This window comes from Pseudomonas sp. SBT1-2 (assembly GCF_028640875.1).
Taxonomy (GTDB): domain Bacteria; phylum Pseudomonadota; class Gammaproteobacteria; order Pseudomonadales; family Pseudomonadaceae; genus Aquipseudomonas; species Aquipseudomonas chlororaphis_I.
Map to the genome: position 1 here is coordinate 15,952 of NZ_JAQZAA010000045.1, position 23,685 is coordinate 39,636.

General features: G+C 65.8%; 22 protein-coding genes. 6 read left to right on the forward strand and 16 right to left on the reverse strand.

Annotation, left to right across the window (positions count from 1 at the left end; genetic code table 11):
• Positions 1-21: 21 nt before the first annotated feature.
• Positions 22-2,682: an excinuclease ABC subunit UvrA gene (locus tag PVZ78_RS04295; protein WP_009049698.1), complete on the forward strand. Its 2,661-nt coding sequence runs from the start codon at positions 22-24 to the stop codon at positions 2,680-2,682.
• A gap of 200 nt (positions 2,683-2,882) precedes the next feature.
• On the forward strand, positions 2,883-3,116 hold the full coding sequence (locus PVZ78_RS04300) for a DUF465 domain-containing protein (protein WP_007932361.1): 234 nt from the start codon (positions 2,883-2,885) through the stop codon (positions 3,114-3,116).
• Between the two features lie 176 nt (positions 3,117-3,292).
• Here PVZ78_RS04300 and PVZ78_RS04305 read toward each other — a convergent pair whose 3' ends face one another.
• The 3 genes from PVZ78_RS04305 to PVZ78_RS04315 form a co-directional block, all read right to left on the reverse strand.
• The gene (locus PVZ78_RS04305) at positions 3,293-3,430 is read right to left on the reverse strand and encodes a PA0050 family protein (protein ID WP_007932359.1); all 138 of its coding nucleotides are present in this window, start codon (positions 3,428-3,430) and stop codon (positions 3,293-3,295) included.
• A 177-nt stretch (positions 3,431-3,607) separates the two neighbouring features.
• Entirely contained in the window at positions 3,608-4,717 is a 1,110-nt protein-coding gene (locus tag PVZ78_RS04310; RefSeq protein ID WP_273828269.1) for an SMP-30/gluconolactonase/LRE family protein, read from the reverse strand.
• 25 nt (positions 4,718-4,742) lie between these two features.
• Positions 4,743-5,912, reverse strand: a complete 1,170-nt coding sequence (locus tag PVZ78_RS04315; protein WP_041986145.1) for an SRPBCC family protein — start codon at positions 5,910-5,912, stop codon at positions 4,743-4,745.
• 94 nt (positions 5,913-6,006) lie between these two features.
• On the opposite strand from PVZ78_RS04315, the gene bsrA reads away from it, so the two are divergent.
• Complete coding sequence (gene bsrA / locus PVZ78_RS04320) at positions 6,007-6,945, forward strand: LysR family transcriptional regulator BsrA (RefSeq protein ID WP_016705373.1); 939 nt, start codon at positions 6,007-6,009, stop codon at positions 6,943-6,945.
• A gap of 124 nt (positions 6,946-7,069) precedes the next feature.
• Complete coding sequence (locus PVZ78_RS04325) at positions 7,070-7,696, forward strand: thiol:disulfide interchange protein DsbA/DsbL (RefSeq protein ID WP_041986140.1); 627 nt, start codon at positions 7,070-7,072, stop codon at positions 7,694-7,696.
• Positions 7,697-7,803: 107 nt separating this feature from the next.
• Here PVZ78_RS04325 and PVZ78_RS04330 read toward each other — a convergent pair whose 3' ends face one another.
• The 8 genes from PVZ78_RS04330 to PVZ78_RS04365 all read right to left on the reverse strand — a co-directional run bounded on the left by PVZ78_RS04330 (position 7,804) and on the right by PVZ78_RS04365 (position 16,006).
• Positions 7,804-9,216, reverse strand: a complete 1,413-nt coding sequence (locus PVZ78_RS04330; RefSeq protein ID WP_210532574.1) for an amidase — start codon at positions 9,214-9,216, stop codon at positions 7,804-7,806.
• Positions 9,213-10,496: a Zn-dependent hydrolase gene (locus PVZ78_RS04335; protein WP_124301842.1), complete on the reverse strand. Its 1,284-nt coding sequence runs from the start codon at positions 10,494-10,496 to the stop codon at positions 9,213-9,215. Before PVZ78_RS04335 ends, PVZ78_RS04330 begins: the two co-directional genes overlap by 4 nt.
• 13 nt (positions 10,497-10,509) lie before the next feature.
• Positions 10,510-11,205, reverse strand: a complete 696-nt coding sequence (locus PVZ78_RS04340) for an ABC transporter ATP-binding protein (RefSeq protein ID WP_009049691.1) — start codon at positions 11,203-11,205, stop codon at positions 10,510-10,512.
• Positions 11,205-11,966 carry an ABC transporter ATP-binding protein gene (locus PVZ78_RS04345; RefSeq protein ID WP_009049690.1) on the reverse strand — a complete coding sequence of 254 codons (762 nt, stop codon included), beginning with the start codon at positions 11,964-11,966 and terminating at the stop codon, positions 11,205-11,207. Before PVZ78_RS04345 ends, PVZ78_RS04340 begins: the two co-directional genes overlap by 1 nt.
• The gene (locus PVZ78_RS04350) at positions 11,963-12,973 is read right to left on the reverse strand and encodes a branched-chain amino acid ABC transporter permease (RefSeq protein ID WP_009049689.1); all 1,011 of its coding nucleotides are present in this window, start codon (positions 12,971-12,973) and stop codon (positions 11,963-11,965) included. The genes PVZ78_RS04345 and PVZ78_RS04350 overlap by 4 nt, the downstream gene beginning before the upstream one ends.
• A 2-nt stretch (positions 12,974-12,975) precedes the next feature.
• Positions 12,976-13,836: a branched-chain amino acid ABC transporter permease gene (locus tag PVZ78_RS04355; RefSeq protein WP_101282789.1), complete on the reverse strand. Its 861-nt coding sequence runs from the start codon at positions 13,834-13,836 to the stop codon at positions 12,976-12,978.
• Between the two features lie 84 nt (positions 13,837-13,920).
• Positions 13,921-15,123, reverse strand: a complete 1,203-nt coding sequence (locus PVZ78_RS04360) for an ABC transporter substrate-binding protein (RefSeq protein WP_025804506.1) — start codon at positions 15,121-15,123, stop codon at positions 13,921-13,923.
• A 112-nt stretch (positions 15,124-15,235) separates the two neighbouring features.
• Positions 15,236-16,006, reverse strand: a complete 771-nt coding sequence (locus PVZ78_RS04365; protein ID WP_009049687.1) for a FadR/GntR family transcriptional regulator — start codon at positions 16,004-16,006, stop codon at positions 15,236-15,238.
• A gap of 216 nt (positions 16,007-16,222) precedes the next feature.
• Here PVZ78_RS04365 and PVZ78_RS04370 point away from each other — a divergent pair, with 216 nt between their 5' ends.
• On the forward strand, positions 16,223-16,627 hold the full coding sequence (locus tag PVZ78_RS04370; RefSeq protein WP_101282788.1) for a DUF488 domain-containing protein: 405 nt from the start codon (positions 16,223-16,225) through the stop codon (positions 16,625-16,627).
• A 12-nt stretch (positions 16,628-16,639) separates the two neighbouring features.
• On the opposite strand, the gene PVZ78_RS04375 is transcribed toward PVZ78_RS04370, so the two are convergent.
• Both PVZ78_RS04375 and PVZ78_RS04380 read right to left on the reverse strand, forming a co-directional pair.
• Positions 16,640-17,101, reverse strand: a complete 462-nt coding sequence (locus PVZ78_RS04375; RefSeq protein WP_124314073.1) for a hypothetical protein — start codon at positions 17,099-17,101, stop codon at positions 16,640-16,642.
• Between the two features lie 212 nt (positions 17,102-17,313).
• Positions 17,314-17,586, reverse strand: a complete 273-nt coding sequence (locus PVZ78_RS04380) for a hypothetical protein (protein WP_236643470.1) — start codon at positions 17,584-17,586, stop codon at positions 17,314-17,316.
• 198 nt (positions 17,587-17,784) lie between these two features.
• Between PVZ78_RS04380 and PVZ78_RS04385 the strand changes: the two genes are divergently transcribed.
• Positions 17,785-20,415, forward strand: a complete 2,631-nt coding sequence (locus tag PVZ78_RS04385; protein ID WP_273828270.1) for an MGH1-like glycoside hydrolase domain-containing protein — start codon at positions 17,785-17,787, stop codon at positions 20,413-20,415.
• Between the two features lie 126 nt (positions 20,416-20,541).
• Here PVZ78_RS04385 and PVZ78_RS04390 read toward each other — a convergent pair whose 3' ends face one another.
• The 3 genes from PVZ78_RS04390 to PVZ78_RS04400 form a co-directional block, all read right to left on the reverse strand.
• Positions 20,542-22,260: a hydrogenase maturation protein gene (locus PVZ78_RS04390; protein ID WP_273828271.1), complete on the reverse strand. Its 1,719-nt coding sequence runs from the start codon at positions 22,258-22,260 to the stop codon at positions 20,542-20,544.
• A 310-nt stretch (positions 22,261-22,570) separates the two neighbouring features.
• Positions 22,571-22,885, reverse strand: a complete 315-nt coding sequence (locus tag PVZ78_RS04395; protein WP_007921837.1) for an SCP2 sterol-binding domain-containing protein — start codon at positions 22,883-22,885, stop codon at positions 22,571-22,573.
• A 50-nt stretch (positions 22,886-22,935) separates the two neighbouring features.
• Positions 22,936-23,646 (reverse strand): histidine phosphatase family protein, encoded by a 711-nt coding sequence (locus PVZ78_RS04400; RefSeq protein WP_016705361.1) that lies wholly within the window; start codon positions 23,644-23,646, stop codon positions 22,936-22,938.
• Positions 23,647-23,685 lie beyond the last annotated feature (39 nt).

The following is a 23,685-nucleotide window of genomic DNA, read 5'->3' on the forward strand; positions in this document are numbered from 1 at the left end:
CCTCCGATACAAGGCTGGCCCATGACTTCAGCGCGCAACATGCCTTCGCCCCAGGTTTTGTCTTCCTTGCCAGCGCACAGCTCGGGTTTTGTCAGGGTGCGCGGCGCCCGCGAACACAACCTGCGCAACGTCGACGTGGATATTCCCCGCGATGCGCTGGTGGTGTTCACCGGGGTTTCCGGCTCCGGCAAATCGTCCCTGGCGTTCTCGACCCTGTACGCCGAGGCCCAGCGCCGCTATTTCGAATCGGTGGCGCCTTACGCCCGGCGCCTGATCGATCAGGTCGGGGTGCCGGATGTCGATGCCATCGAAGGCCTGCCGCCGGCGGTGGCCCTGCAACAGCAACGCGGCACGCCGAGCACCCGCTCTTCGGTGGGCAGCGTCACCACCTTGTCCAGCCTGATCCGCATGCTCTATTCCCGGGCCGGCAGCTACCCGCCGGGGCAGCCGATGCTCTACGCCGAAGACTTCTCGCCCAACACCCCGCAGGGCGCCTGTCCCAACTGCCATGGCCTGGGCCGGGTCTACGAGGTCAGCGAGGCGTCGATGGTGCCGGACCCTTCGCTGACCATCCGCCAGCGCGCGGTGGCCTCCTGGCCGCTGGCCTGGCAGGGGCAGAACCAGCGCGACATCCTTGTGACCCTGGGCTACGACGTCGATATCCCCTGGCGCGACCTGCCTAAAGAGCAGCGCGACTGGATCCTGTTCACCGAAGAAACCCCGACCGTGCCGGTGTACGCCGGGCTGACCCCGGAGCAGACCCGCGAGGCCCTCAAGCGCAAACAGGAGCCGAGCTACATGGGCACCTTCAGCGGGGCCCGGCGCTACGTGCTGCACACCTTCACCCATTCGCAAAGCGCGCTGATGAAAAAGCGCGTGTCGCAGTTCATGCTCGGCAGCCCGTGCCCGCTGTGCGAGGGCAAGCGCCTGAAGCGCGAGGCGCTGTCGGTGACCTTCGCCGGCCTCGACATCGGCGAGCTGTCGCAGATGCCCCTGCTGCAACTGGCCGAGGTGCTCAAGCCGGTGGCCGCCCAGGCTTACCTGGAACAGGCCGAGGAGGCCGGCGAGGTCTGGAGCCACGAGCAGACCCAGGCCGCGCGTCAACAACGGATCGCCCAGGGCGCGCCGGGGCATGTCGGGGGGCCGGATGTGCGGCATACGCCGAACCTGTCCCTGGAAAAACGCCTGGCCGCGCAACGCATCGCCCAGGACCTGCTGGAGCGGGTCAGCACCCTGACCGGCCTGGGCCTGGGGTACCTGGCCTTGGAGCGCAGCACGCCGACCCTGTCGTCCGGCGAGTTGCAGCGTCTGCGCCTGGCGACCCAGCTGGGTTCGCAACTGTTCGGGGTGATCTACGTGCTCGACGAGCCTTCGGCGGGCCTGCACCCGGCGGACGCCGAGGCGCTGTTCGAGGCTTTGCAGCAGCTCAAGGCTTCGGGCAATTCGCTGTTCGTGGTCGAGCACGACCTGCAGACCATGCGCCGCGCCGACTGGCTGATCGATGTCGGCCCGGCGGCGGGCGAGCAGGGCGGCCAGGTGCTGTACAGCGGCCCGCCAGCGGGGCTGGCCGAGGTCGCGCAGTCGCAGACCCGCGCCTACCTGTTCGCCGAGCAGGCGCCGGCCCGCCGCACCGCGCGCGAGGCCCAGGGCTGGTTGCGCCTGGAGGGCATCAGCCGCAACAACCTGAAGGACCTGAGCGCCGAATTCCCCCTCGGCTGCTTCACCGCGGTGACCGGGGTGTCGGGTTCCGGCAAGTCGAGCCTGGTCAGCCAGGCGTTGCTGGAGCTGGTGGGCGCGCACCTCGGGCGGCCGCAGGGTAACGAAGAGCCGGAAGAGCTGAACCTGGAAGACGACGCCCCGCAGGCCAGCAGCGGCGAAGTCACCGCCGGGCTGGAACGGATCAAGCGCCTGGTGCAGGTGGACCAGAAACCCATCGGCCGCACCCCGCGCTCGAACCTGGCGACCTACACCGGGCTGTTCGACCACGTGCGCAAGCTGTTCGCCGCCACCCCCGAGGCGCGGGCACTGGGTTACGACGCCGGGCAGTTCTCCTTCAACGTCGCCAAGGGCCGCTGCCCGGCCTGCGAAGGCGAAGGTTTTGTCAGCGTCGAGCTGCTGTTCATGCCCAGCGTCTATGCGCCGTGCCCGACCTGCCACGGCGCGCGCTACAACCCGCAGACCCTGGCTATCCAGTGGCAGGGCCTGAACATCGCCCAGGTCCTGCAACTGACGGTGCAGGAGGCGGTCGAGGTGTTCGCCGAGCAAGCGGGCATCCGCCGTTCCCTGGAGGTCTTGCGCGATATCGGCCTGGGTTATCTGCGCCTTGGCCAGCCGGCCACCGAGCTGTCCGGCGGCGAAGCGCAGCGGATCAAGCTGGCCACCGAACTGCAGCGCAACCCCCGCGGTGCAACCCTGTATGTGCTGGACGAACCGACCACCGGCTTGCATCCGCGGGATGTCGATCGCCTGCTGGAGCAACTGGACAACCTGGTGCGGGCCGGTCACAGCGTGGTGGTGGTCGAGCACGAAATGCGCGTGGTGGCCCAGGCTGACTGGGTGATCGATATCGGCCCGGGCGCCGGCGACCAGGGCGGCAAAGTGGTAGTCAGCGGTACCCCGCAGCAGGTGGCCAGGCACCGCAAGAGCCGCACCGCGCCGTTTCTGGCCCAGGCGCTGGGATGAATCGCGGCACCCTCAGCGGGGCTTCGGTCATGGCGGATTGCGAGGCGGGCGGTGGGTCACGGGAAATGCCGCTGAAGGCGACGAACGGTCATTGCTGTGGTCCGATTGGCGGTCGACAGACAGCGGTGGTCGAGGTCATTCTGGTAACTGGCAAGCGCCTGTAAGTGCGCTTGCTACCGATCAACAAACGGAGGTGTTTCATGCCGGTGCCCCATGACCTGTACCAGGACCTGAGCTACAGCAAAGAAGACATTCAACAGCGTCGGGCCAGTGACCCGCACCTGAATGCCTTGTTCGATAAATACTCCAGCATTGATGATCAGGTGCTCAAAGCGGAGGCCGCGGCGGCCGCTGATGAGGAGTTGAAACGGCTCAAGGAAAAGCGGCTGCTGATCAAGGATGAGATCTCCGAGAAGCTGACTGCCCGCTTCTGACCCCGACCCTGTCCTGAGCGAGATGTCCCGAGGTTTCGGGCGTCTCGCCAGGTCCTACGCAATCCAGAGCATTGGCTGCTCTTTCCGCTGTTTGCCCATTCACTCCCCTGTATCGACCTTCACGCTTGGCGAGACGCGCCCAGGAGTGGGCGCGCCTGTTTCAGCGCCTGCCTGCCTCAAGGGCACTCGCAGGTGCTCGGGCCGAATACCGGGCCTGCGCAGGGATCCTCGGACGGTCCGAACACCGGGCATGCGGCCAGCGCCGACAGGGATGAAGTGAGCAGCAGGGAAGCCAGGAGGATTTTGATTTTCATGGGTGGGTCCACTCTCAATGTGATGGGCATCAATCGGATTCGATTGTTTGTCTTTCCTTGGTGGGCGCCTGTGACGACGCCGCGCGGGACAGCTTAGATCAGATTCGATTGGCGGCCAGGCCGGTGTCCGGGCTGTGGCTCAGGACCCGATCTGGTCGGGCCCAGGCCGCTACCACATCAGGGCGCCTTCGCCAGGGCGACGCTCAGCGGCAGGCGCGCCATGTGCGTGGCCTTGAGCGAGCCGAAGTACAGGGCGTCGCCGTATTCGCGCACCGTGGTGATGGGCGCGTAGTTGCCGGCGCTGGCGTCCTGCAGGTTGGCGATGACCTGGCCCTGGGTATCCAGGCCGAGGACGAAGCCGCGTTTTTCCACCGGTTTGGGCAGCAGGCTCATGGCGCGCACGATCATCTTGCGCACCCGCGGATAGGGCGCGGTGCCGTCGAGCAGGACGTTGCGCGGGGCGTAGAGCGCCACCCAGAAACGCCCCTGGCCGTTGAAACTGAGGTTGTCCGGCAGCCCCGGCAGGTTGTCGATGAACAGGTCGCGGGTGCCGGCCTTGGCACCGCTGAGCCAGTAGCGGCTGATCCGGTAGGCGCCGGTTTCGTTGACCAGCACATAGGACTCCTGGGGCCCGAGGGCGATACCGTTGGCGAATTCCAGGCCATCCAGCAACTGTTCGGTCTGGCCACTCTGGAAGTCGTAGCGCAGCAGGCGCCCGTCGCCGCCGTGCTCGATCACTGCCTCGCCGTCCTGGCCGTAGCCCCAGCGGCTGGTGGCGTCGCTGAAGTAGGCATAACGCCCGGCGGCGTCCACCGCCACGTCGTCGGTAAAGCCGAAGGACAGGCCATTGGCGGAAGTAGTGAGGGTGCTCAACTGGCCCTTGGCGTCCAGCGCCAGCAGGCCCTTGACCGCGTCGGCGATGATCAGCCGGCCATCCGGGTGGCGGGCCAGGCCCAGGGGACGCCCGCCAGTATTAGCCAGTACCTGCAGGGCGCTGCCGTCCAGGGCGGTGCGGATCACCCGCCCATCATGCAGGCCGCTGATCAGCGAGCCGTTCTCCAGCAGCAGGGCTTCCGGCCCGTCGATATCCAGCGCGCCCACCGCCTGCAGGCCCTTGAGCTTCTGGTTCTCGGCGTACAGGCCGCTCTTCAGCGAAGGCGCCGGCGGCGGGGTCCAGGCCAGTGGCTGGACCTTGGTCGGCATCAGCAACAGAAAGGCGCCGATGGCGATGACCACGACCAGCAGCAGATGGCGAATTTTGATCCGACGGGGTGCGACTGGCTTCATCGATGGCGGCTCCTGGGTGATGGGGTCAGGTCACACGCTGCGGTGCGACGCCGGCGCCCAGGGGAATTGCCCGTTGCGCCATTTCGCATAAGGCTAGCAGGGAGTCGGCGGACTCCCGTTCTATCCGCCTTCTGAATAACAGGCGATTGCCCAGGCGCATCAGCAGGCCGTCGAAGCGGTATTCCAGGGTGCGGATAAACCGCGTGTGGTGGGCGTCCAGCGGCTGGCACTCGTAGGTCACCACCAGATGCAGGCCATGATCGCCCTGGGCCGTGGCACGCCAGCGAAGCCCCGGCAGGTACTCGTCGACCCGCCAGCTCAGGTGCCCGCTGCGCCCGCCGGCGTGGATGTCTTCCTCGAAGCGCGCGCCGGCAGGCAGGGCCCCGGCCGGCCCCTGGACCTTCAGCGAAGACGGGTGCCACTCCGGCCAGCGGCTGGAGGCGCTGGCGTAGTCGAGCAGGGCCACCGGATTGCGCGGAATATCGATCTGATGCTGCATGTGGGTCATGGACGAGGACCTTGTCGATAGAGAAGAGTTAGCGGGTTCCGGCTCCCAGTACAGGGTGCCGAACAGGTAATCCATCAGCGGCAGGACAATGTTGAAGTTGCGCTCCTGCATCAGCTCGCGGCGGTGATGCAGCTCATGCAGGCGGCGCATCTGGCGGATCCACGGCAGCCGCGCCAGCGGATGCCCGGCCGGCAGGTGTTCGCAGGCATGGAACACCTCGTAGGCCAGGTAGCCGATCAGGGTGCAGCTGGCGAACAGCGCCGCGACATTGGCATTCCACAACTGCAGCAGCCACCACAGCGGCAGGGCGAACAGCAGGCTGTGGACCACTATCAGCCAGGCCGGGAACAGGATCACCCGCCAGTCCCGGGGGCCGTCGTAGGTCATGTACCCGGGCACGAAGAAGCTGTGATGGTCGCCGCTGTGGCGGGCATAGAACATCCGCGCGAAGGCCTGCTTGTGGTGGCCCAGCCAGCGGTGCACGACATAGATGCACAGGTTGAAGAACAGCAGCGCCACCGGCACCGCCAGCCACTCCAGCGGCTGCACCTGGTGCAGGGTGCTCCACAGCAGGGCGATGCACGCCATGCCGTAGGCCAGCACGAAACCGCCGTGCAGCCACGGGTTGTAGCGCGGATGAACCGCGGCGCGGTAACGCTCGCGAAATGCCAGGGTGGTTTGCCTCAAGGCCGTTCTCCTGTGGGTTTTGTTGTTCTTATTGACAGAAGATTAGTCCTGCTCGAATTATCCAGCTAATGGATATTCGGAATGGGCATTATTCATGAAGCTGAACTTGCGGCACCTGGATCTCAACCTGCTCTTGGTGTTCGACGCGCTGATGCAGGAGCAGAACCTGTCCCGCGCGGCGGTGCGCCTGAACCTCAGCCAGCCGGCCGTGAGCAATGCCCTGGCGCGCCTGCGCAGCCAGCTCGACGAGCCGCTGTTCATCCGCACCGCCCGGGGCATGCAGCCCACACCCCGGGCCCATGTGCTGCACGGTTCGGTGCGCCAGGCCCTGCGCCTGTTGCAGGAAGGCCTGGACCCGAGCAGCGAGTTCGACCCGGCGGCGTCCGACCAGACCTTTAGCTTGTCGATGAACGACTACGCCCAGGCGCGCCTGTTGCCGGCGCTGTCACGCCGCTTGCAAAGCGCTGCGCCCAAGGTCCGCCTGGCGGTGCGCAGCGACGCCGCCGACTCCCTGCCAGCCTGGCTGACCACCGGGATGCTCGACCTGGCGGTGGACTACCTGTACTTCGACGATCCTGACCTCTGCTACCAGCCGCTGCTGGAAGAACAGCTGGTGGTGATCGGCCGTATCGACCACCCGGCCTTCGAGCCGCAACTGAGCCTCAAGGCCTATGAGCAGAGCCAGCACGTGGCGATTCCGGATCGGGGCGGGCGCGGCTCGCCGCTGGAGATCGTCCTCGGCTCGGCCAAGGTCCAGCGCCATGTGCAGCTGTTCGTCCCGCATTACCTGAGCATCCCGTTGATCGTCGCCCAGTCGGACTTGCTGGGCACGGTGCCGCGGCGCCTGGCGGAGCACTTCTGCGCGCTGATGCCGATCCGCATCGCCGAGCTGCCGCTGGTGGCGCCGCCGGTGCAGGTCAGCCTGATCTGGCATCGCCAGCAGGAGCGGGTTCCGGGGCATCGCTGGCTGCGCGAGGAGATCATCGCGCTGGCCGCCCGGTTCGCGGGGCAGCCGGAGCTGTCCGGGCATTGATGACAAAAAACCAACAAAAGATTAAGACGGGTCTGATTGGCATCGCGGATGTCGTCTGTATCCTTTGGGGCCCGCTTGATGAGCAGCCGTGCTGACTCAGAGGCGCCAACCCATTGGAGATTGCATGCGTCACTCGATTCTGAACATTGCCCTGGCAGCCAGCTGCCTCTTTGGCTTGGCCGGGCAGACCGCCATGGCAGCGGTGGATGCCAGCCAGTACGTGGAACTCAAGGATGCCGTGCCGCAGGTCGTGCCCGGCAAGATCGAAGTGGTGGAACTGTTTTCCTACGGCTGCGGCCACTGCTACAACCTCGAAGCCTCGATCAACCCCTGGGCGGCCCAGCTTCCCGAAGACGTGAACTTCGTCAAGCTGCCGGCCATGTTCGGCGGGATCTGGGATGTCTACGGCCAGCTGTACCTGACCCTGGCGACCCTGGACGCCAAGCCCGAAGTGCATCATGCGGTATTCGAGGCGATCCACCGCGGCAACCGCCTGAAAACCCCCGAGGCCATGGCCGAACTGCTCAAAGGGCAGGGCATTGACCCCGCGAAGTTCCTCGCCACCTACAATTCCTTCGCCGTGCAGGCCAAGGTGATGGACGCGAAAAAACGCACCGCGGCCTACCAGGCCACCGGCGTACCCTCGCTGGTGGTGGACGGCAAGTACCGCTTTGGCATGACCAGCGACGGCGCCAAGGGCCTGTTCGCGGTGGCGGACCAGTTGATCGCCCAGGTGCGGGCGGCGAAGTAAGCCCTTGATCCCCTGGCCGCTGTCGAGCCTTCAAGGTTCGGCGGCGGCTCCAGGGCATCGAGTGGTAGCCAAAAGGGCATCGATAGCGATGCCCCCCATAAGCATTGTCAGTCCTTGATCAGCGGTGCCTGCGGGTGCGGGCTCGGGAACGCCTGCTCATAAGCCCGGCACAGGCGCAGCACCTGATCATCGGCAAACCGTGCGCCCACCACATGCAGGCCTACTGGCAAGCCGTCCTCGGCGAAGCCACATGGCACCGACGCGGCCGGCTGCTGGGTCAGGTTGAAGGGGTAGCTGAAGGGCGTCCACTCCATCCATTCGTCCAGGCCGGAACCCGGTGGCACGTTGTGCCCGGCGGCGAAGGCGGTGAGCGGTAGCATGGGCGAGACCAGCAGGTCGTAGCGACTGTGGAACTCGGCCATGTGCGCCACCAGCGCCGCGCGGGCTTCCAGGGCCAGGGTGTACTGGTGGAGGCTGATGTCTTCGCCTTGCCGGGCAATGCGCAGCAGGCCCGGGTCGAGCTGCTGGCGTTGCTCCTGGCTCAGTTGCCCGGCCAAGCGCGCGGCGCCGGCGAACCACAGGGTATTGAACAGTTCCAGCGGGTCGCTGAACCCGGGGTCGACCTGCTCGACATGGGCACCCAGTTGCGCCAGGCGTTCCACCGCCCGGGCCACCACCCGCGCCACCTGTGGCTGCACCTTCACGTAACCGAAGTCAGGGCTGTAGGCGATGCGCAGGCCTTTTAGGTCAGTGCTCTCCGGCAGCCAGGGCGTGCTGCGCGGGGCGCCGACCAGGCCGTCGCGGGCATCCGGCCGGGCGACGGTTTGCAGCATCAATACCGCATCGTCGACGGTGCGGGTCATCGGTCCCAGGTGCGAGAGAAGGGTCATGGCGCTGGCCGGCCACTGCGGCACGTAGCCGAAGGTCGGCTTGATCCCGAAGGTGCCGGTGAAGGCGCAGGGAATGCGGATCGAACCACCGGCATCGCTACCCTGGTGCAGCACGCCGAGGTTCAGCGACGCCGCGGCGGCCGCGCCACCGGAGGAACCGCCGGCGGTGGTGCGGGTGTCCCAGGGGTTGCGGGTGATGCCGTACAGCGGGTTGTCGGTCACGCCTTTCCAGCCGAATTCCGGGGTGGTGGTCTTGCCCAGCAGCACCGCGCCGGCGTTGCGCATAAAGGCCGGGAAGGGCGCATCGACATCCCAGGGGCCGCTGGCGGAAGTGGTTTTCGAACCCTTGCGCGTGGGCATGCCACGGGTCAGGGTCAGGTCCTTGATCGAGGCCGGCACGCCGTCCAGCGCGCCGCAGGGTCGGCCCTTGAGCCAGCGCTGCTCGGAGGCCTTTGCCGCGTCCAGCGCGCCTTGCGGGTCGACATGGCAATAGGCGTTGACCTGCGGGTTGAAGCGCTCGATGCGCGCCAGGGCGTCCTCGGTCACTTCCACCGGCGACAGGCGTTTGTCGCGGTAATGGGCGAGCAGTTCGACGCCGCTCATCTCGGCAATTTCGCTGTGTCGGGTCATGCCGCTGCTCCTGTTTGTTGCGCCGCGTTGACCATGGCCCGCAGCAACACCGCGCAACCGTCGGCCAGGTCCTGGGGCGCGGCGTTTTCGATTTCGTTGTGGCTGATGCCGCCTTCGCAGGGCACGAAGATCATCCCCGCCGGGCCCAGCTCGGCGACGAAGATCGCGTCGTGCCCGGCGCCGCTGACGATGTCCATATGGCTCAGGCCCAGCTGTTCGGCGCCCTGGCGCACCGCGGCGACGCAGGCGGGGTCGAAGTCCAGCGGCGGGAAGTCGGCGGTGGCGGTCAGCTCGAAGCCCAGGCCGTGCTGCTGGCAGGTGTCTTCGATCACCTGGCGCACCTCGTCGACCATGGCCTGCAGCTGGTCGGCATGCAGGTGGCGCAGGTCGAGGGTCATTTGCACCTGGCCGGGAATCACGTTGCGCGAGCCCGGGTGCAGGCTCAGGCAGCCGACGGTGCCGCAGGCGTGGGGCTGTTGTTCATGGGCGATGCGGTTGACCGCGCTGATCACCTGGGCGGCGCCCACCAGGGCATCCTTGCGCAGGTGCATCGGTGTCGGCCCGGCATGGGCCTCGACCCCGGTCAGGGTCAGGTCGAACCACTTCTGGCCGAGGCAGCCCATGACCACGCCAATGGTGGTCTGGCGGTCCTCCAGCACCGGGCCCTGTTCGATGTGCGCCTCGAAATACGCGCCCACCGGATGGCCGAGCACCGCCCGCGAGCCGGCATAACCGATGCGCTGCAACTCGCTGCCCACCGACAGCCCCTGTTCGTCCTGTTTGCGCAGGGTGTCGTCGAGGTCGAACTTACCGGCGAACACCCCCGAGCCCATCATGCACGGTGGGAAGCGTGAACCTTCTTCGTTGGTCCAGACCACCACCTCGATCGGCGCCTCGGTCTGCAGGCCGAGGTCGTTGAGGGTGCGGATCACCTCCAGGCCGGCCATCACCCCGTAGCAGCCGTCGAACTTGCCGCCGGTGGGCTGGGTGTCGATATGGCTGCCGGTCATCACCGGCGGCAGTTGCGGGTTACGCCCGGCGCGGCGGGCGAAGATATTGCCGATGCCGTCGATGCTGACGCTGCAACCGGCCTCTTCGCACCAGTGCACGAACAGGTCGCGGGCCTGGCGGTCGAGGTCGGTCAGGGCCAGGCGGCATACGCCGCCCTTGGCGGTGGCGCCCAGTTGAGCGAGGTCCATCAGCGATTGCCAGAGGCGTTCGCGGTTGACCAGCGGGGCGCTGTCTTGCAACAGGGGTACGGACACAATCGGACTGTTCATTTCAGCTCTCCCCTCAGGCGCTCAGGGCCAGGTAGCGGTTCTTGATGCTCGGGTCGGCACGGAAGTCAGCGGCGCTGCCTTGGTAGACCACGCGACCCTGTTCGAGGACGTAATGGCGGTCGGCGAGCTTGTCGCAGACCATCAGGTTCTGTTCCACCAGCAGCACCGGCAGGCCGTCGTCCTTGATCTTGCGCAGGATCTTCACCAGCTCGTCGACAATCACCGGGGCGAGGCCCTCGGTGGGTTCGTCGAGGATCAGCAGCCTGGGATCGTTGAGCAGGGCGCGGGCGATGGCGAGCATCTGCTGCTCGCCGCCGGACAGCGCATGGCCGGCGTTTTTGCGCCGCTCCTTGAGGCGCGGGAACATGCCGTAGACATCCTCCAGCTGCCAGCGGCTGCTCTTGCGCTGGGCGATGCGCAGGTTCTCCTCGACGCTGAGCAAACGGAAGATGCCGCGGTGTTCCGGCACCAGCGCCAGGCCCTGGCGGGCGATCTCGAAGATCTTCTTGCCCACCAGCTCCTGGCCGTTGAAGCGGATCTGTCCCTGGCGCGGGCAGATGATCCCGAGGATGCTGCGCAGGGTGGTGGTCTTGCCCGCGCCGTTGCGCCCCAGCAGGGTCACCAGTTCGCCGGCGTTGACCTGCAGCGAGACGCCTTCGAGGACGTGGCTCTTGTCGTAGTAGGAATGGATATTCTCGACGGTCAGCATCAGGCGGCTTCTCCCAGGTAGGCGCTGCGCACGCGCTCGTCGGCGCGGACGAATTCTGGCGTGCCTTCGACCAGGATCTGGCCGTGGCTCATGACGGTGATGCGTTGGCTGATGGACATGACGATGCTCATGTTGTGCTCGATCAGCAGCACCGTGTGGTCGCGGCCGAGGTCGCTGATCAGCTGGGTCATGATCGGGATGTCGTCGATGCCCATGCCGGAGGTCGGCTCGTCGAGCATCAGCAGTTTCGGCCTGGAGCAGATCGACATGCCGACTTCCAGCACCCGCTGCTGGCCGTGGGACAGCTCGCCGGCGAGGGTGTCGGCGCGTGCCGTCAGTTGCAGGCGTTCGAGCACCTGGTCGGCCATCTCCAGGTGTTCGCGGCGGCTGTCGAGGTGGCGCCAGAAGTTCAGCGCCGCCAGGCCATCGCGACCCTGGGCGGCCAGGCGCAGGTTTTCCCGCACGCTGAGGTTCTGGAACAGGCTGGTCAACTGGAACGAACGGGCCATGCCCAGGCCGACCCGGCCGTGGGCCGGCTTCTTGATGATGTTCTTGCCGTTGAACAGGATCGCCCCGGCGGTGGCCTGGCGTTCGCCGGTCAGGCAATGGAACAGGCTGGTCTTGCCAGCGCCGTTGGGGCCGATGATGGTGTGGATGGTGCCGGCCTCGACCTTCAGGTTGACGCCGTTGACCGCGTGGAAGGCGCCGTAGGCCAGCTCCAGGTCCTGGGTTTGCAGCAGGTACTGCGCGGGGCTGTTCATGACAGTTTCTCCTCGGTCGGCAGGGCCGCCTTGCGTGACTTCAGGATGCGTTCGAACAGGCTCGACAAGCCGCCCCACAAACCACCACGCATGAAGATCACCACCAGGATCAGGATGATTCCCAGCAGCATCAGCCAGCGTGGCCAGAGTTCGGAGAGGAACTCGCCGAGCAGCACGATGGAACCGGCGCCCAGCAGGGAGCCGAACAGCGAGCCGGTGCCGCCGACTATGGTCATGATCAGGATGTTTTCCGACATCGCCAGGTCGATGCTCGACAGCGGCACGAAATGCAGGAGCATGGCGTACAGCGCCCCGGCGATCCCGGTGACCGCGCCGGACAGCATGAACACCAGGATCTTGAAGTGCCGGGTGTCGTAGCCGATGGCGGCGGCGCGGGTTTCGTTCTCGCGGATCGCCATCAGCGTGCTGCCGAACGGCGAGGCGATCACCCGCCGGGCGCCGATGAAGATCAGCAGGAACAGCACCGCGACAAAGGCGTAGAAGTAGCGCGCGTCGCTCAGCGACAGCAGCACCGTGTCGCCGATGCGGATCTCCGGGCGCGGCACGCTGAGCAGGCCGTTGTCGCCGCCGGTCCAGTCGCTCAGGGTGTAGGCGATGAAGTAGGCCATCTGGCTGAAGGCCAGCGTCAGCATCACGAAGTAGATGCCGGTGCGCCGGATCGCCAGGGCGCCCACCAGCAACGCCAGCAGCGCGCCCACCAGGGCCGCGCCGAACAGGGCGCTGAACAGCCCCAGTTGCAGGTGGATCATCAGCAGCGCGGCGCAGTAGGCCCCGGCGCCGAAGAAGATGCCCTGGCCGAACGACAGCAGGCCGGTGTAGCCCAGCAGCAGGTTACAGGCCAGCGCCGCGAGGGCGAAGATCAGGATCTCGCTGGCCAGGGTCGCCGATGGCAACACCAGCGGCAGGCCGATCAGTACCGCGACCACTAGCCACGGCAGGGCGCGCGACTGGGTCTTGGCGAACGGCAGGGGATTTTTCTCGCTCATGTTCATGCTCTCCCGAACAGGCCGTAGGGACGGACCAGAATCACCGCCGCCATGGCGCCGTAGATCATCAGGCTGGCGCCTTGCGGCCAGAGGGTGGTCATCAGGCTCTGCACCACCCCCACCAGCAGGCCGCCTACCAGGGCGCCGCTGAACGAACCCATGCCGCCGATCACCACCACCACGAAGGCGACCCCGAGGATTTCCGGGCCGACAAAGGGCTGGGCGCCACGCAACGGGGCGAACAGCACCCCGGCGATCCCGGCCAGGGCCACGCCGAGGGCGAAGGTCATGGAGAACAGGCGGAAGATGTTGGTGCCCAGCAGCGACACGGTCTCGGTGCTTTCGCTGCCGGCGCGCACCAGGGCGCCGAAGCGCGTGCGCTCCAGCAGCAGCCACAGCGCCAGCCCCACCAGTGCCGAGAAGCCAATGAGGAACAGGCGGTAGTAGGGGTAGACGAAGTCGCCGACGATCAGCACGCCGCGCAGCAGTTCCGGCACCGCGACGCTTTTGCCGACGGGCCCCCAGATCAGCACGCTGGCTTCCTGGATGATCAGTGCGATGCCCAGGGTCACCAGGATCTGGAAGGTGTGGGGCAGGTGGTAGATGCGCTGGATCAGCAATCGCTCGATGGCCCAGGCCAGGGCCGCGACCACCAGCGGCGCGACCAGCAGCGCCAGCCAGAAGCTGCCGGTGAGGCTGACGGCGGTGTAGCAGATGTAGGCCCCGAGCAGGAAGAACGCGCCGTGGGCGAAATTGACGAAGTTCAGCAGGCCGAAAATGATCGTCAGGCCCACCGCGATCAGGAAGTAGATCATCCCCAGGCCGAGGCCGTTGAGGATCTGGAACAGGTAAAGATTGAGCATGCGGGTACCCTCGACAGGGGGCCGGCGACTGTCGTCGTCGGGCGGCCCGCTGCCTCTAGCCAGCGATGGAAAGGTCGGTCGGGGTCAGGCCAGGTTGCAGCCGGTGGCGCCGGCATCCGGGAACGAGCGCCCGGAACTGAGCACTTCGGCCAGGTCGTCCTTGTCGCGCATGCTGGCCGTGGCCTTGCCCTGCAGCAGGTAGTAATCCTTGATCACCTGGTGGTCGCCGGCGCGGATGCTTTCCTCGCCGGTCGGCCCCTGGTACGTCAGGCCTTGCATGGCCTTGGCTACGGTCGCGCCGTCGAAACTGCCGGTGGCGACTATGGTGTCGAGCATGATCTTGGTGCCGATGTAGTCGGCGGCCAGCGGGTAGGTAGGGTTGATGCCGTACTTGGCCTGGGTCAGCTTGACCAGCTCGCGGTTGAGCGGGGTGTCGACCTGGTGCCAGTACTGCGCGCCGAGGTAGACGCCTTCGAGCACGTCGCTGCCCAGCTCCTGGAACTGGTCGAGCCCGGCGGACCACACCAGCAGCACTTTCATGCGTTCCTTGATGCCGAAGTTCACCGCCTGGCGCAGGGCGTTGGAGGACTGGCTGCCGAAGTTGAGCAGCACCAGCACGTCGGGCTGGGCGGCGATGGCGTTGGTCAGGTAGCCGGAGAACTCCTGTTCCTGCAACGAGTGATAGCTGTTGCCGACGTGCTCGATGCCATGCTCGGCGCACACCTGTCTGGCGCCGGCCAGCAGCGCTTCGCCGAATACGTATTGCGGGGTGATGGTGTACCAGCGCTTGGCCTCGGGCAGGCGCTTGATCAGCGGCACCATGGTTTCGCGAATGGCGCCGTAGGTCGGCACCGACCAGCGAAAGGTCGAGGCATTGCAGTCCTTGCCGGTGACTTCGTCGGCGCCCACCGGGGTCATGAACACGCCGTTGACCTTGCCCACTTCCTTGGCCACCGCCAGCGCCGAAGACGACAGGGTGCAGCCCTGGAAGAATCGCGCGCCGTCCTGGGCAATCGCCTCCTGGACCTTGCGCACCGCCTTGCCGGCGTTGCCTTCGGTGTCGATCACCTTGTAGTTCAGCGGGCGGCCGAGCAGGGTCGGGTACTGTTCCACCGCCAGGCGCGAGCCCATGTCGGCGAACTTGCCGTAGCTGGCGAAGGCGCCGGACATCGACTTGAGCCCGTAGAAGGTAAAGGGTTCGGCGGCAAAGGCGTTGCGCACCCCCAGCGGAAGGCTGAGGGCTCCGGCAACGGTCAGACTGGCTTTCAACAACGTACGACGCTGCATGGGGTAACTCCCTGGTTTAGTTATTGGCAGGAGTGGCAATGGCAAAACGGCGCAGCAGCCTGTGTTCAGGCTTTGTTATTGGCGAAGCGGCGTGTGGCGGGTGCGGCGGTTATCAGTGGTGGTGATCGAACTCCAGCAGGAAGTGTTGGGTGACCTCGCCCTCGAGGGCGCTCATATGGTGTTCGGCGTCGCACATGTGTTCGTGCATCAGCTGGCGCACTGCGGCTTCGTCCTCGGCTTTGAAGGCCAGCAACAGGCGCTTGTGGTAATCGAGGTTGGCGGCGTCGAACTGCTTGCGCTTGGGCTTGTAGGCCTTCTTCAGCACCACCAGGTCGCGCAGCAGGTCGTTGAGGAACTGCGCCATGAAACTCAGCAGCGGATTGGGGCAGGCGCGGCCCAGCAGGTTGTGGAATTCCAGCTCGGCGATGCGCTGTTCGCGCTGGCCGGCCTCGCTGTCTTCCGGGGCGCTGCAGAAGTCGATGTTGGCCTGCAGCGCCTCGAAGTCGTCGGCGCTGAGACGGCCGATCACCGACACCGCCAGTTCCACCTCGATGACCTTGCGCAGCTGGTACACCTGCTCGCCGTCCATCTGCTGGAAGTGCAGGTAATTGCGCAGGGCGCGGCTCGCCGGCTCGGTGCCGGCCTGGTTCAGGTAGGCGCCGCCGCTGGGGCCGGTGCGGGTGTTGACCAGCCCTTCGACCTCCAGCGCCTTGAGCGCTTCGCGGGCCGAACCCTTGGAGCACTGGAAGCTTTCCATCAACTCGCGCTCGGTCGGCAAGCGGTCGCCGGGACGCAGGGCGTTGATCACGATGGAGCGTTTGACCGACTCGACAATCACGTCGGAAAGCTTCTGGCGTTTGCGGCGAACAGGTCGTTTGAGCATGTTTTCGATTTATCGTATTAATGCGGATAAATAGTACTTAATAGGGCTCGGCGCGGTGCGTCAATCATCCAGGGAACGAGGTGTCGTTTTCGATGCGGGAGGGTCGTAATCAGACCCCGGGGGAGTGGTGGCGAGGCACTGGTCTTCGTCCTGTGCCAGGCCTTGTCCAGCCACTAAGCTGATGGCAGGTCATGCAGTCATAGAGGGGAAGAACCCATGATTCTGTGCAAACGCGCCTACGAACCGGCGAGCCCCGACGACGGGTATCGGGTGCTGGTGGATCGGCTGTGGCCGCGTAACTGTCGCAAGGAGCAGTTGCCGCTGGACGAGTGGTTGAAAGACCTGGCGCCGTCCACCGGATTGCGCCGTGCCTTCAAGTCCGGCGAGCTGGATTTCGCCAGCTTCCGCAGCCGTTACCGCCAGGAACTGACGGCCCGCCCCGAGCATTGGTGGGCGTTGCTGGAACGCGCGCAAAAGGGCCACCTGACCCTGGTGTACTCGGCCCATGATGAAGTGCATAACAATGCCCGGGTGCTGGCCGAGTGGCTGGAGGACGAACTGGACCGGCAGGGCGAGGGGAGCTCGCCGGTGTGTTACGCGCACCTTTCGCCGCCTGAATGAAGGCGCTGCGCTTCAGGGTTGTTTCAACATCACATAAGCCTCGCCGCCGCGCCGGTCGTGCATCAGCAGGAAGGTCTGCTTATCGAGGGTGATTTGCGCCGGCAGGTGCTGCGCCACCGGGGTGCTGGAGAACTGCTCGGCCAGCTTGAGAAATTGCGCGGTCAGGGTCTTGTCCCGTTGCGACGGCGTGGTCACCGCGCATTGCTTGCCTTTCTGTACCTGGACCCCAAGGCTGTGGTCCGGCCTCAGTCCCATCCGCGCATAGCCGGCATCGTCCAGCCTGGCGATGCCATAGCCCTTGGCCGCGTTGTCGGCCCCGGCGAAGGAGGGCGCGGATTTCAGGCAGATGTCCCGGAAGGCCAGCACGCCTTCGGCGATGGCCGCCGGTTCCTTGTCGATGACTTCGGGCGGGCTGGCGCAGCCGGCCAACAGGGCCAGGGCCAGGCTCAGAGGGCTCAGGATCGTGCGGTTCATCGGACCTCCCAGGCATTCGCGGGGCATGGTTATAGCCTAGCCAAGCTTCTGCCGGCGCGATGGGTCGGCCCGATATAGCGCAGTGCCCGGATCGCCAGCAAGCTGGCTCCTACAGGTCTGGCAGTGTTTGCTGGGGGGGCCGGACCCGCTTTATGTAGGAGCCAGCTTGCTGGCGATGAGGTCCTGAAAGGCGCCGCTGAAAGCAGGGCGGCTCAGTTGAACCCGACCGACCATCGGTTCACTGTTTCCGGCTCATGGCGCTGGCTCGGATCGGTCTCGTAATTGCACTGGGGGCCGCTGCAGGTGTGTTCCAGGGTGATCGGCGCCTTGAACTGGAACTTGCTGGGTTCCGGCTCCGCCGCCGGGGTGGCCGTTGCCTCTGTCAGGGCGGGCGCCGGGTAGCTCAGGTCCAGGCCTTCGGCCTGTACCGGCAGGGCCAATACACAGAGCACAAGGCTCGCCAGGAGAGTGTTGTCGCTGGACATCATGGGTACCGCGTTTGCACAAAAGGGTTGCCGAGTATAACGAACGCCTCCCCGGAAATTTAAGCCGAAGGCTCTATCACGGGCCTTGTGCGGCAACGGGTCGCGGTTGGCGCCTCGCACCATGAAACATTTGCCATGGGCCGCCGGCGTCGCCAGCCCCTACACTGGCTTTCACCTCCATGGCTCACGGACACCCCCATGACGGCAGCAGCGGCGGCAAGCATCCTCGAAACGATCGAAGGCCAGCGCCTCAATGGCCCGGCGGGCGAACCCTGGCGCGAGTGGGGGCCGTACCTGAGCGAGCGGCAATGGGGCACGGTGCGCGAGGACTACAGCGCCGATGGCGATGCCTGGGCCTACTTGCCCCACGACCATGCCCGCAGCCGGGCCTACCGCTGGGGTGAGGACGGGCTGGCGGGGTTCTCCGACAAGGCCCAGCACTGGTGCCTGGGGCTGGCCCTGTGGAACGAGCGCGACAGCATTCTCAAGGAGCGCCTGTTCGGCCTGAACAACGCCGAAGGCAATCACGGTGAAGACGTCAAGGAACTGTATTTCTACCTCGATGGCGTGCCCAGCCATGCCTATATGCGCATGCTCTACAAATACCCGCAGGTGGCCTTTCCCTATGAAGACCTGCTGCGGGAGAACGCCCGGCGCGGCCTGGACGACACCGAGTACGAGATCCTCGACACCGGGGTGTTCGAGGACGATCGCTACTTCGACGTGACGGTGGAATACGCCAAGCACGCAGTCGACGACATCTTCATGCGGGTCACCGTGCACAACCGTTTTCATCAGCCGGCGCGCCTGCGGGTCTTGCCCCAGGTCTGGGCGCGCAACACCTGGAGCTGGGGCGGTGATTCGCGCAAACCGAGCCTGCGCCTGCTGGGCGAACAACTGCTGGCCCGGCATCCGCGCTGTTCGCCGATGCAGGTCACGGCCTGGGGGCCGGAGCCTTGCGAGTGGCTGTTCTGCAACAACGAAACCAACTTCCCGAAGCTCGATGGCCTCGCCACGCCCGGCCCGTTCAAGGACGGGATCAACGACTACCTGCTGGGAGGCGCCAGCACCGCCATTGCCCGCGACAGCGGAACCCGTGCTGCCGCCCACTTCACCCTGGAGCTGGCCGGGCTGGAGAGCAAAAGCCTGTACCTGCGTTTCGCCCCGGCCGGTTCGGCCCAGGTCAGCGCCCGAACCCTGTTCGAACAGCGGCGGGCCGAGGCCGACGAGTTCTACGCCGCGCTGCAACAGGGCATCGCCGATGCCGACGCGCGCAATGTCCAGCGCCAGGCCCTGGCCGGGCTGCTGTGGTCCAAGCAACTCTACGATTTCGACGTCAACCGCTGGCTCGACGGCGACCCCGGCCAGCCCCCGCCACCGGCATCCCACGCCCATTTGCGCAACAGCCATTGGCGGCACCTGGCGAACTTCGACATCGTGGCCATGCCCGACACCTGGGAATACCCCTGGTATGCCTCCTGGGACCTGGGTTTCCAGGCGGTGGCCCTGGCCTTGATCGATCCGGGGTTCGCCAAGCACCAACTGTTGCTGCTGGTCAAGGACCGCTTCATGCACCCCAATGGGCAGTTGCCGGCCTACGAATGGCGCTTCGACGACGCCAACCCGCCGGTGCACGCCTGGGCCAGCTGGCGGGTGTACCAGCGGGAAAAAGCCCTGACCGGCCAGGGCGACATGGATTTTCTCGAACGGGTCTTCCACAAGCTGTTGCTGAACTTCTCCTGGTGGGTCAACCGCAAGGATGCCGAAGGGCGCAACCTGTTCCAGGGCGGTTTCCTCGGCCTCGACAATATCGGCCTGTTCGACCGCTCGGCGCCCTTGCCGCCGGGCTACACCCTGGACCAGGCCGACGGCACCGCCTGGGTCGCGGCCTATGCCCTGGACCTGATGCGCATCGCCCTGGAACTGGCCAGGCGCAACCCGGTGTACGTGGATATCGCGGTGAAGTTCTTCGAGCACTTCCTGTACATCGCCGGGGCCATCAACCGGCTGGACGACGGCGACGCAGGGCTGTGGGACGATCAGGACCGGTTCTTCTACGACGTGCTGCATCGTCCCGACGGCGGCAACGAACCGCTGCGCCTGCGCTCCATCGTCGGCCTGATGCCGCTGTTCGCCGTGCAGGTGCTGGAACAGCATGAACACGAATGCCTGCCGGGGCTGCGCGAGCGCTTGCTGGGGTTCATGCACCATCGGCCGGACCTGGCCCGCCTGGTATCGCGCTGGAACGAACCGGGGCAGGGCAATCGCCTGTTGCTCGCGCTGTTGCGCGGCGAGCGCACCAAGGACCTGCTCAAGCGCATGCTCGACGAGGCCGAGTTTCTCTGTGACTTCGGCATTCGCTCACTGTCCAGAAACTTCGCCGAACAACCCTTCGCCCTGCAGGTCGACGGTCACCAACTGTGCGCCCGTTATGCGCCGGCCGATTCCGACTCACGGCTGTACGGCGGCAACTCCAACTGGCGCGGGCCGCTGTGGATGCCGATCAACTACATGCTGATCGAATCGCTGCGCGAGTTTCATCGCTACTACGCCGACAACTTCTCGGTGGAATACCCCAGCGGCTCCGGCTACCTGGCGTCCCTGGAGGAAGTCGCCGACAGCCTGAGCCAGCGCCTGAGCCGCCTGTTCCTGCGCGACGAGGACGGGCGCCGCCCGTCGATGTGCGCCTACGCGCAGTTGCAGGCCGATCCCCGGGACTGGGACCTGCTGCTGTTCCATGAGTACTTCCACGGCGACACCGGCCGCGGCCTGGGAGCCAGCCACCAGACCGGCTGGACGGCGCTGGTGGCGTTGTTGTTGCAGCCTTAGCGGCAACGGGGGAGGGGGCGCTGCCTGGGTTACGGCAGCCTGTTCTTGTGCAACATCGTGGTGACTGTTTTACGGCCGCTGCGCGCCCGATCGCAGGCTGCGCCAGCGGCGACCACGATCAGCCGATCAGGCACTCAAGGTATCCGGTTGCGGCACGGCCCAATCCTCGATCAACCGCTGCGGGGTGCAGCAGGTCTTGCGCTTGTAGACGAAACCGGCGCATTTCTCGGCGAAGCCGTGGCGGTTCTGCACCATGTCCAGGTGCATCTGTTCCAGCTCGGCGTTGCGGCAGTGCTGCATCAGTTGCGGGTCGGCATTGGCCTTGCGCTCGCGCAGGGCCTGGTACTTCGGCTCGGTCAGTACGGCGTTGGCCCGTTGCAGCAGCCACAGGCCGAATTCGTCGGGGCAGCGCGGGCCGACTTCCTGGACCATGCCCATCTGCAGGGCCTGGAAGGCGCTGATCGGCAGGCATTCCTCGGTGAGCTTGTGGGCCATGGCGTGGCCGACGGCGCGGGGCAGGCTGTAGGTCCAGTACTCCGAGCCGTACAGGCCCATGCTCTTGTAGTGCGGGTTGTAGACGGTATTGGCCCGGGCCAGCACCACATCGGCCGCCAGTGCCAGCATCAGGCCGCCGGCCCCGGCATTGCCGGTCAGGCCGCTGACCACCAGTTGGCGGGCGCTGAGCAGCTCCTTGCAGACGTCGTCGATGGCCTGGATGTTGTTCCAGGCCTCCAGCCCCGGCACCGGCGCGGCCTGGATCACGTTGAGGTGCACGCCGTTGCAGAACGCGCCACGCCCGCCCTTGAACAGCAGCACTTTGGTGTCCCGGGCCTTGGCCCATTGCAGCGCGCTGACCAGGCGCTGGCAGTGCTCGGTGCTCATGGCGCCGTTGTAGAACTCGAAGGTCAGCTCGCCGACGTGGCCCGACTCGCGGTAGCGGATCGGCTGGTAGGCCTCGTCGCTGAACGGTTCGCTGGCGACCGACCAGTCCAGATGAGGCACGCCATCCAGTTGGCCGGCCAGCACATGGCGGGCCGGCAGCTTGAAGTGTTCGGTGCCCGGCCGGGCTTTGCGCTTGAGGGAGCCGATCCACAGGCTACGGTCGCCGCAGGCCACCAGCACCGCATCGTCGTGCACCGCCAGCAGTTCGCCGGGGATGCCGCTGCGGCTATCCAGGTGCGCGTCATACAGGTAGTACTGCCCGCCGGCGAGGCTGGCCAGGACTCCGGGCTGGCCGTCGGCGGCGTCGATGCAACGCTTGATGAAGATGGCGCTGTCGTGCCAGCTGAAGCTGCGGTCGTCCTGTTTCATGTTCGGTTGCAGGCGGCCGCGCACTTGCGGCTTGCTGTAGTCCAGGGGTACCGGGACGAAGTCGCTGCCGAATTTTTCCACCACATCGCGGATGCAGTAGATCGCCGCGTCGGCCACCGGCCCGTTGTACAGCTCGGACTTGCGCACCTGCGCCGGCATCTTGAATTCCCAGGTGGACCAGACCGGCCCGGCGTCCATTTCTTCCACCGCCTGCAGGGCGGTGACGCCCCAGCGCTCGAGGTTGTTGCTGATGGCCCAGTCCAGGGCGCTGGCGCCGCGGTCGCCGACGATACCCGGGTGAATGATGATCACCGGACGCGTCGGGTGGCGCCACAGTTGCTCGGGCACCCGGTCCTTGAGGAAGGGGCAGATCACCAGGTCGGCATCGGCCTGTTCGATCTGCTGGCAGACTTCGTCTTCATGGGTGAACAGCACCACGCTGGGGCGATGGCCGGACTGGCGCAGGTCCAGCCAGGCGCGCTGGGTGAGACCGTTGAAGGCGGTGGACAGCAGAATGATCTTCAGCGATTGCATAACGACTCTTCCTTGAAGGTGAAGCGGGGCCGGCCGTTCCGAAAGCCGTCCCTGGCCGATGGAGGCGCCAGAGTAGAGAGGAGCTTTGGGGGGACTGCTGACCGAGATCAATCAAGTGCGTCGTGCGGCGCGGCGAGGCGCCGGATTACATATATTCGTTAGTTAGTTTTGGTAGATTTTTAATTGCTTCCAAATGGATTCAGGCCTGTTGCACATCTTCGATGTGCTGGAGCGGTACTGCTGAAACGACGAATCCCGCCAGAAGGCGGGATTCGTGGGCAAACAAGGGCTTCCCTGGGGAAGCGCTGGCTTAGGCCGGGAACAGTTCGCTGAGCTTCATCGCCAGCATCATGTCGCCTTCGGCGCGCAGCTTTCCGCCCATGAAGGCCTGCATGCCGTCGGTTTCGCCGCTGACGATGCCTTGCAGGGTTTCGCCGTCCATTACCAGCGTGACCTGGGCGTCCGGGTTCTCGCCTTCCTTGAGCTCGCAGGTGCTGTCTTTGACGATCAGCGAGAAGTTCTTGGTGTCATCGATGCGGAAACCGAAAACCAGGTCCAGGCCGGCAGCGGCAGCTGGGTTGAACTTGGCTTTCATGGCTTGTACGGCGTCGGCTACGGAGGTCATGGTTCGATCCTTTTATGGGTTGTTACAGCAAGGGTCACAGTGATCCGGACTCAGCGGAAAGTGATGAGTTCCGGGGCCTTCAGCAGCTGCAGGTGGGCATGGCTGTTGAAGGAAGCCAGGGCGACCTCGCGACCGCGAAACTTCAGCAGGTTGAGCGAGGTATTGACGATTTGCCAATTCAGTTCGAAGGCCTGGGCGGCAGGCATCCGGGTAATCAGGTGGAGCAGGGCAGTGATGGTGCCGCCGGAGGTGAACACGGCGATTTTCTGGGTGTTGTCGGCCTGTTCCAGAATCCGCTGCAGGCCGGCCTGCACCCGCTCGACGAATCCCAGCCAGCTTTCCAGCCCCGGTGGATCGTAGGTGCCGGCCAGCCAGCGGTCGATGATCAGGGCGAAGATTCTTTGGAATTCGGCGCGGTTCTGCGCGGCGTTGCGCAGGATGTCCAGGGCGTCGGGCTCCTCGGACAACATGGCGGGCAGCAAGGCGCGGATCACCGCGTCGGCATCGAATTCGTTGAACGCCGAATCGGTTTCCAGGATCGGCGTGGGCAGGCCCGCGGCGCTGAACTGTTGCAGGGTGGAGTTGGCGGTGTGTTGCTGGCGGCGCAGGTCGCCAGCCAGGCAGCGGTCGAAGTTCACCCCCAGTTCGACCAGATGTTGACCGAGCACTTCGGCCTGGCGCACACCCGTGGTCGAGAGGACGTCGTAGTCGTCCGCACCGAAGGAGGCCTGGCCATGTCGAATCAGATAGATGCTGCCCACGTCCGCGTCATCCCGGTACGTTGAAAGTTTTGCGAGGTT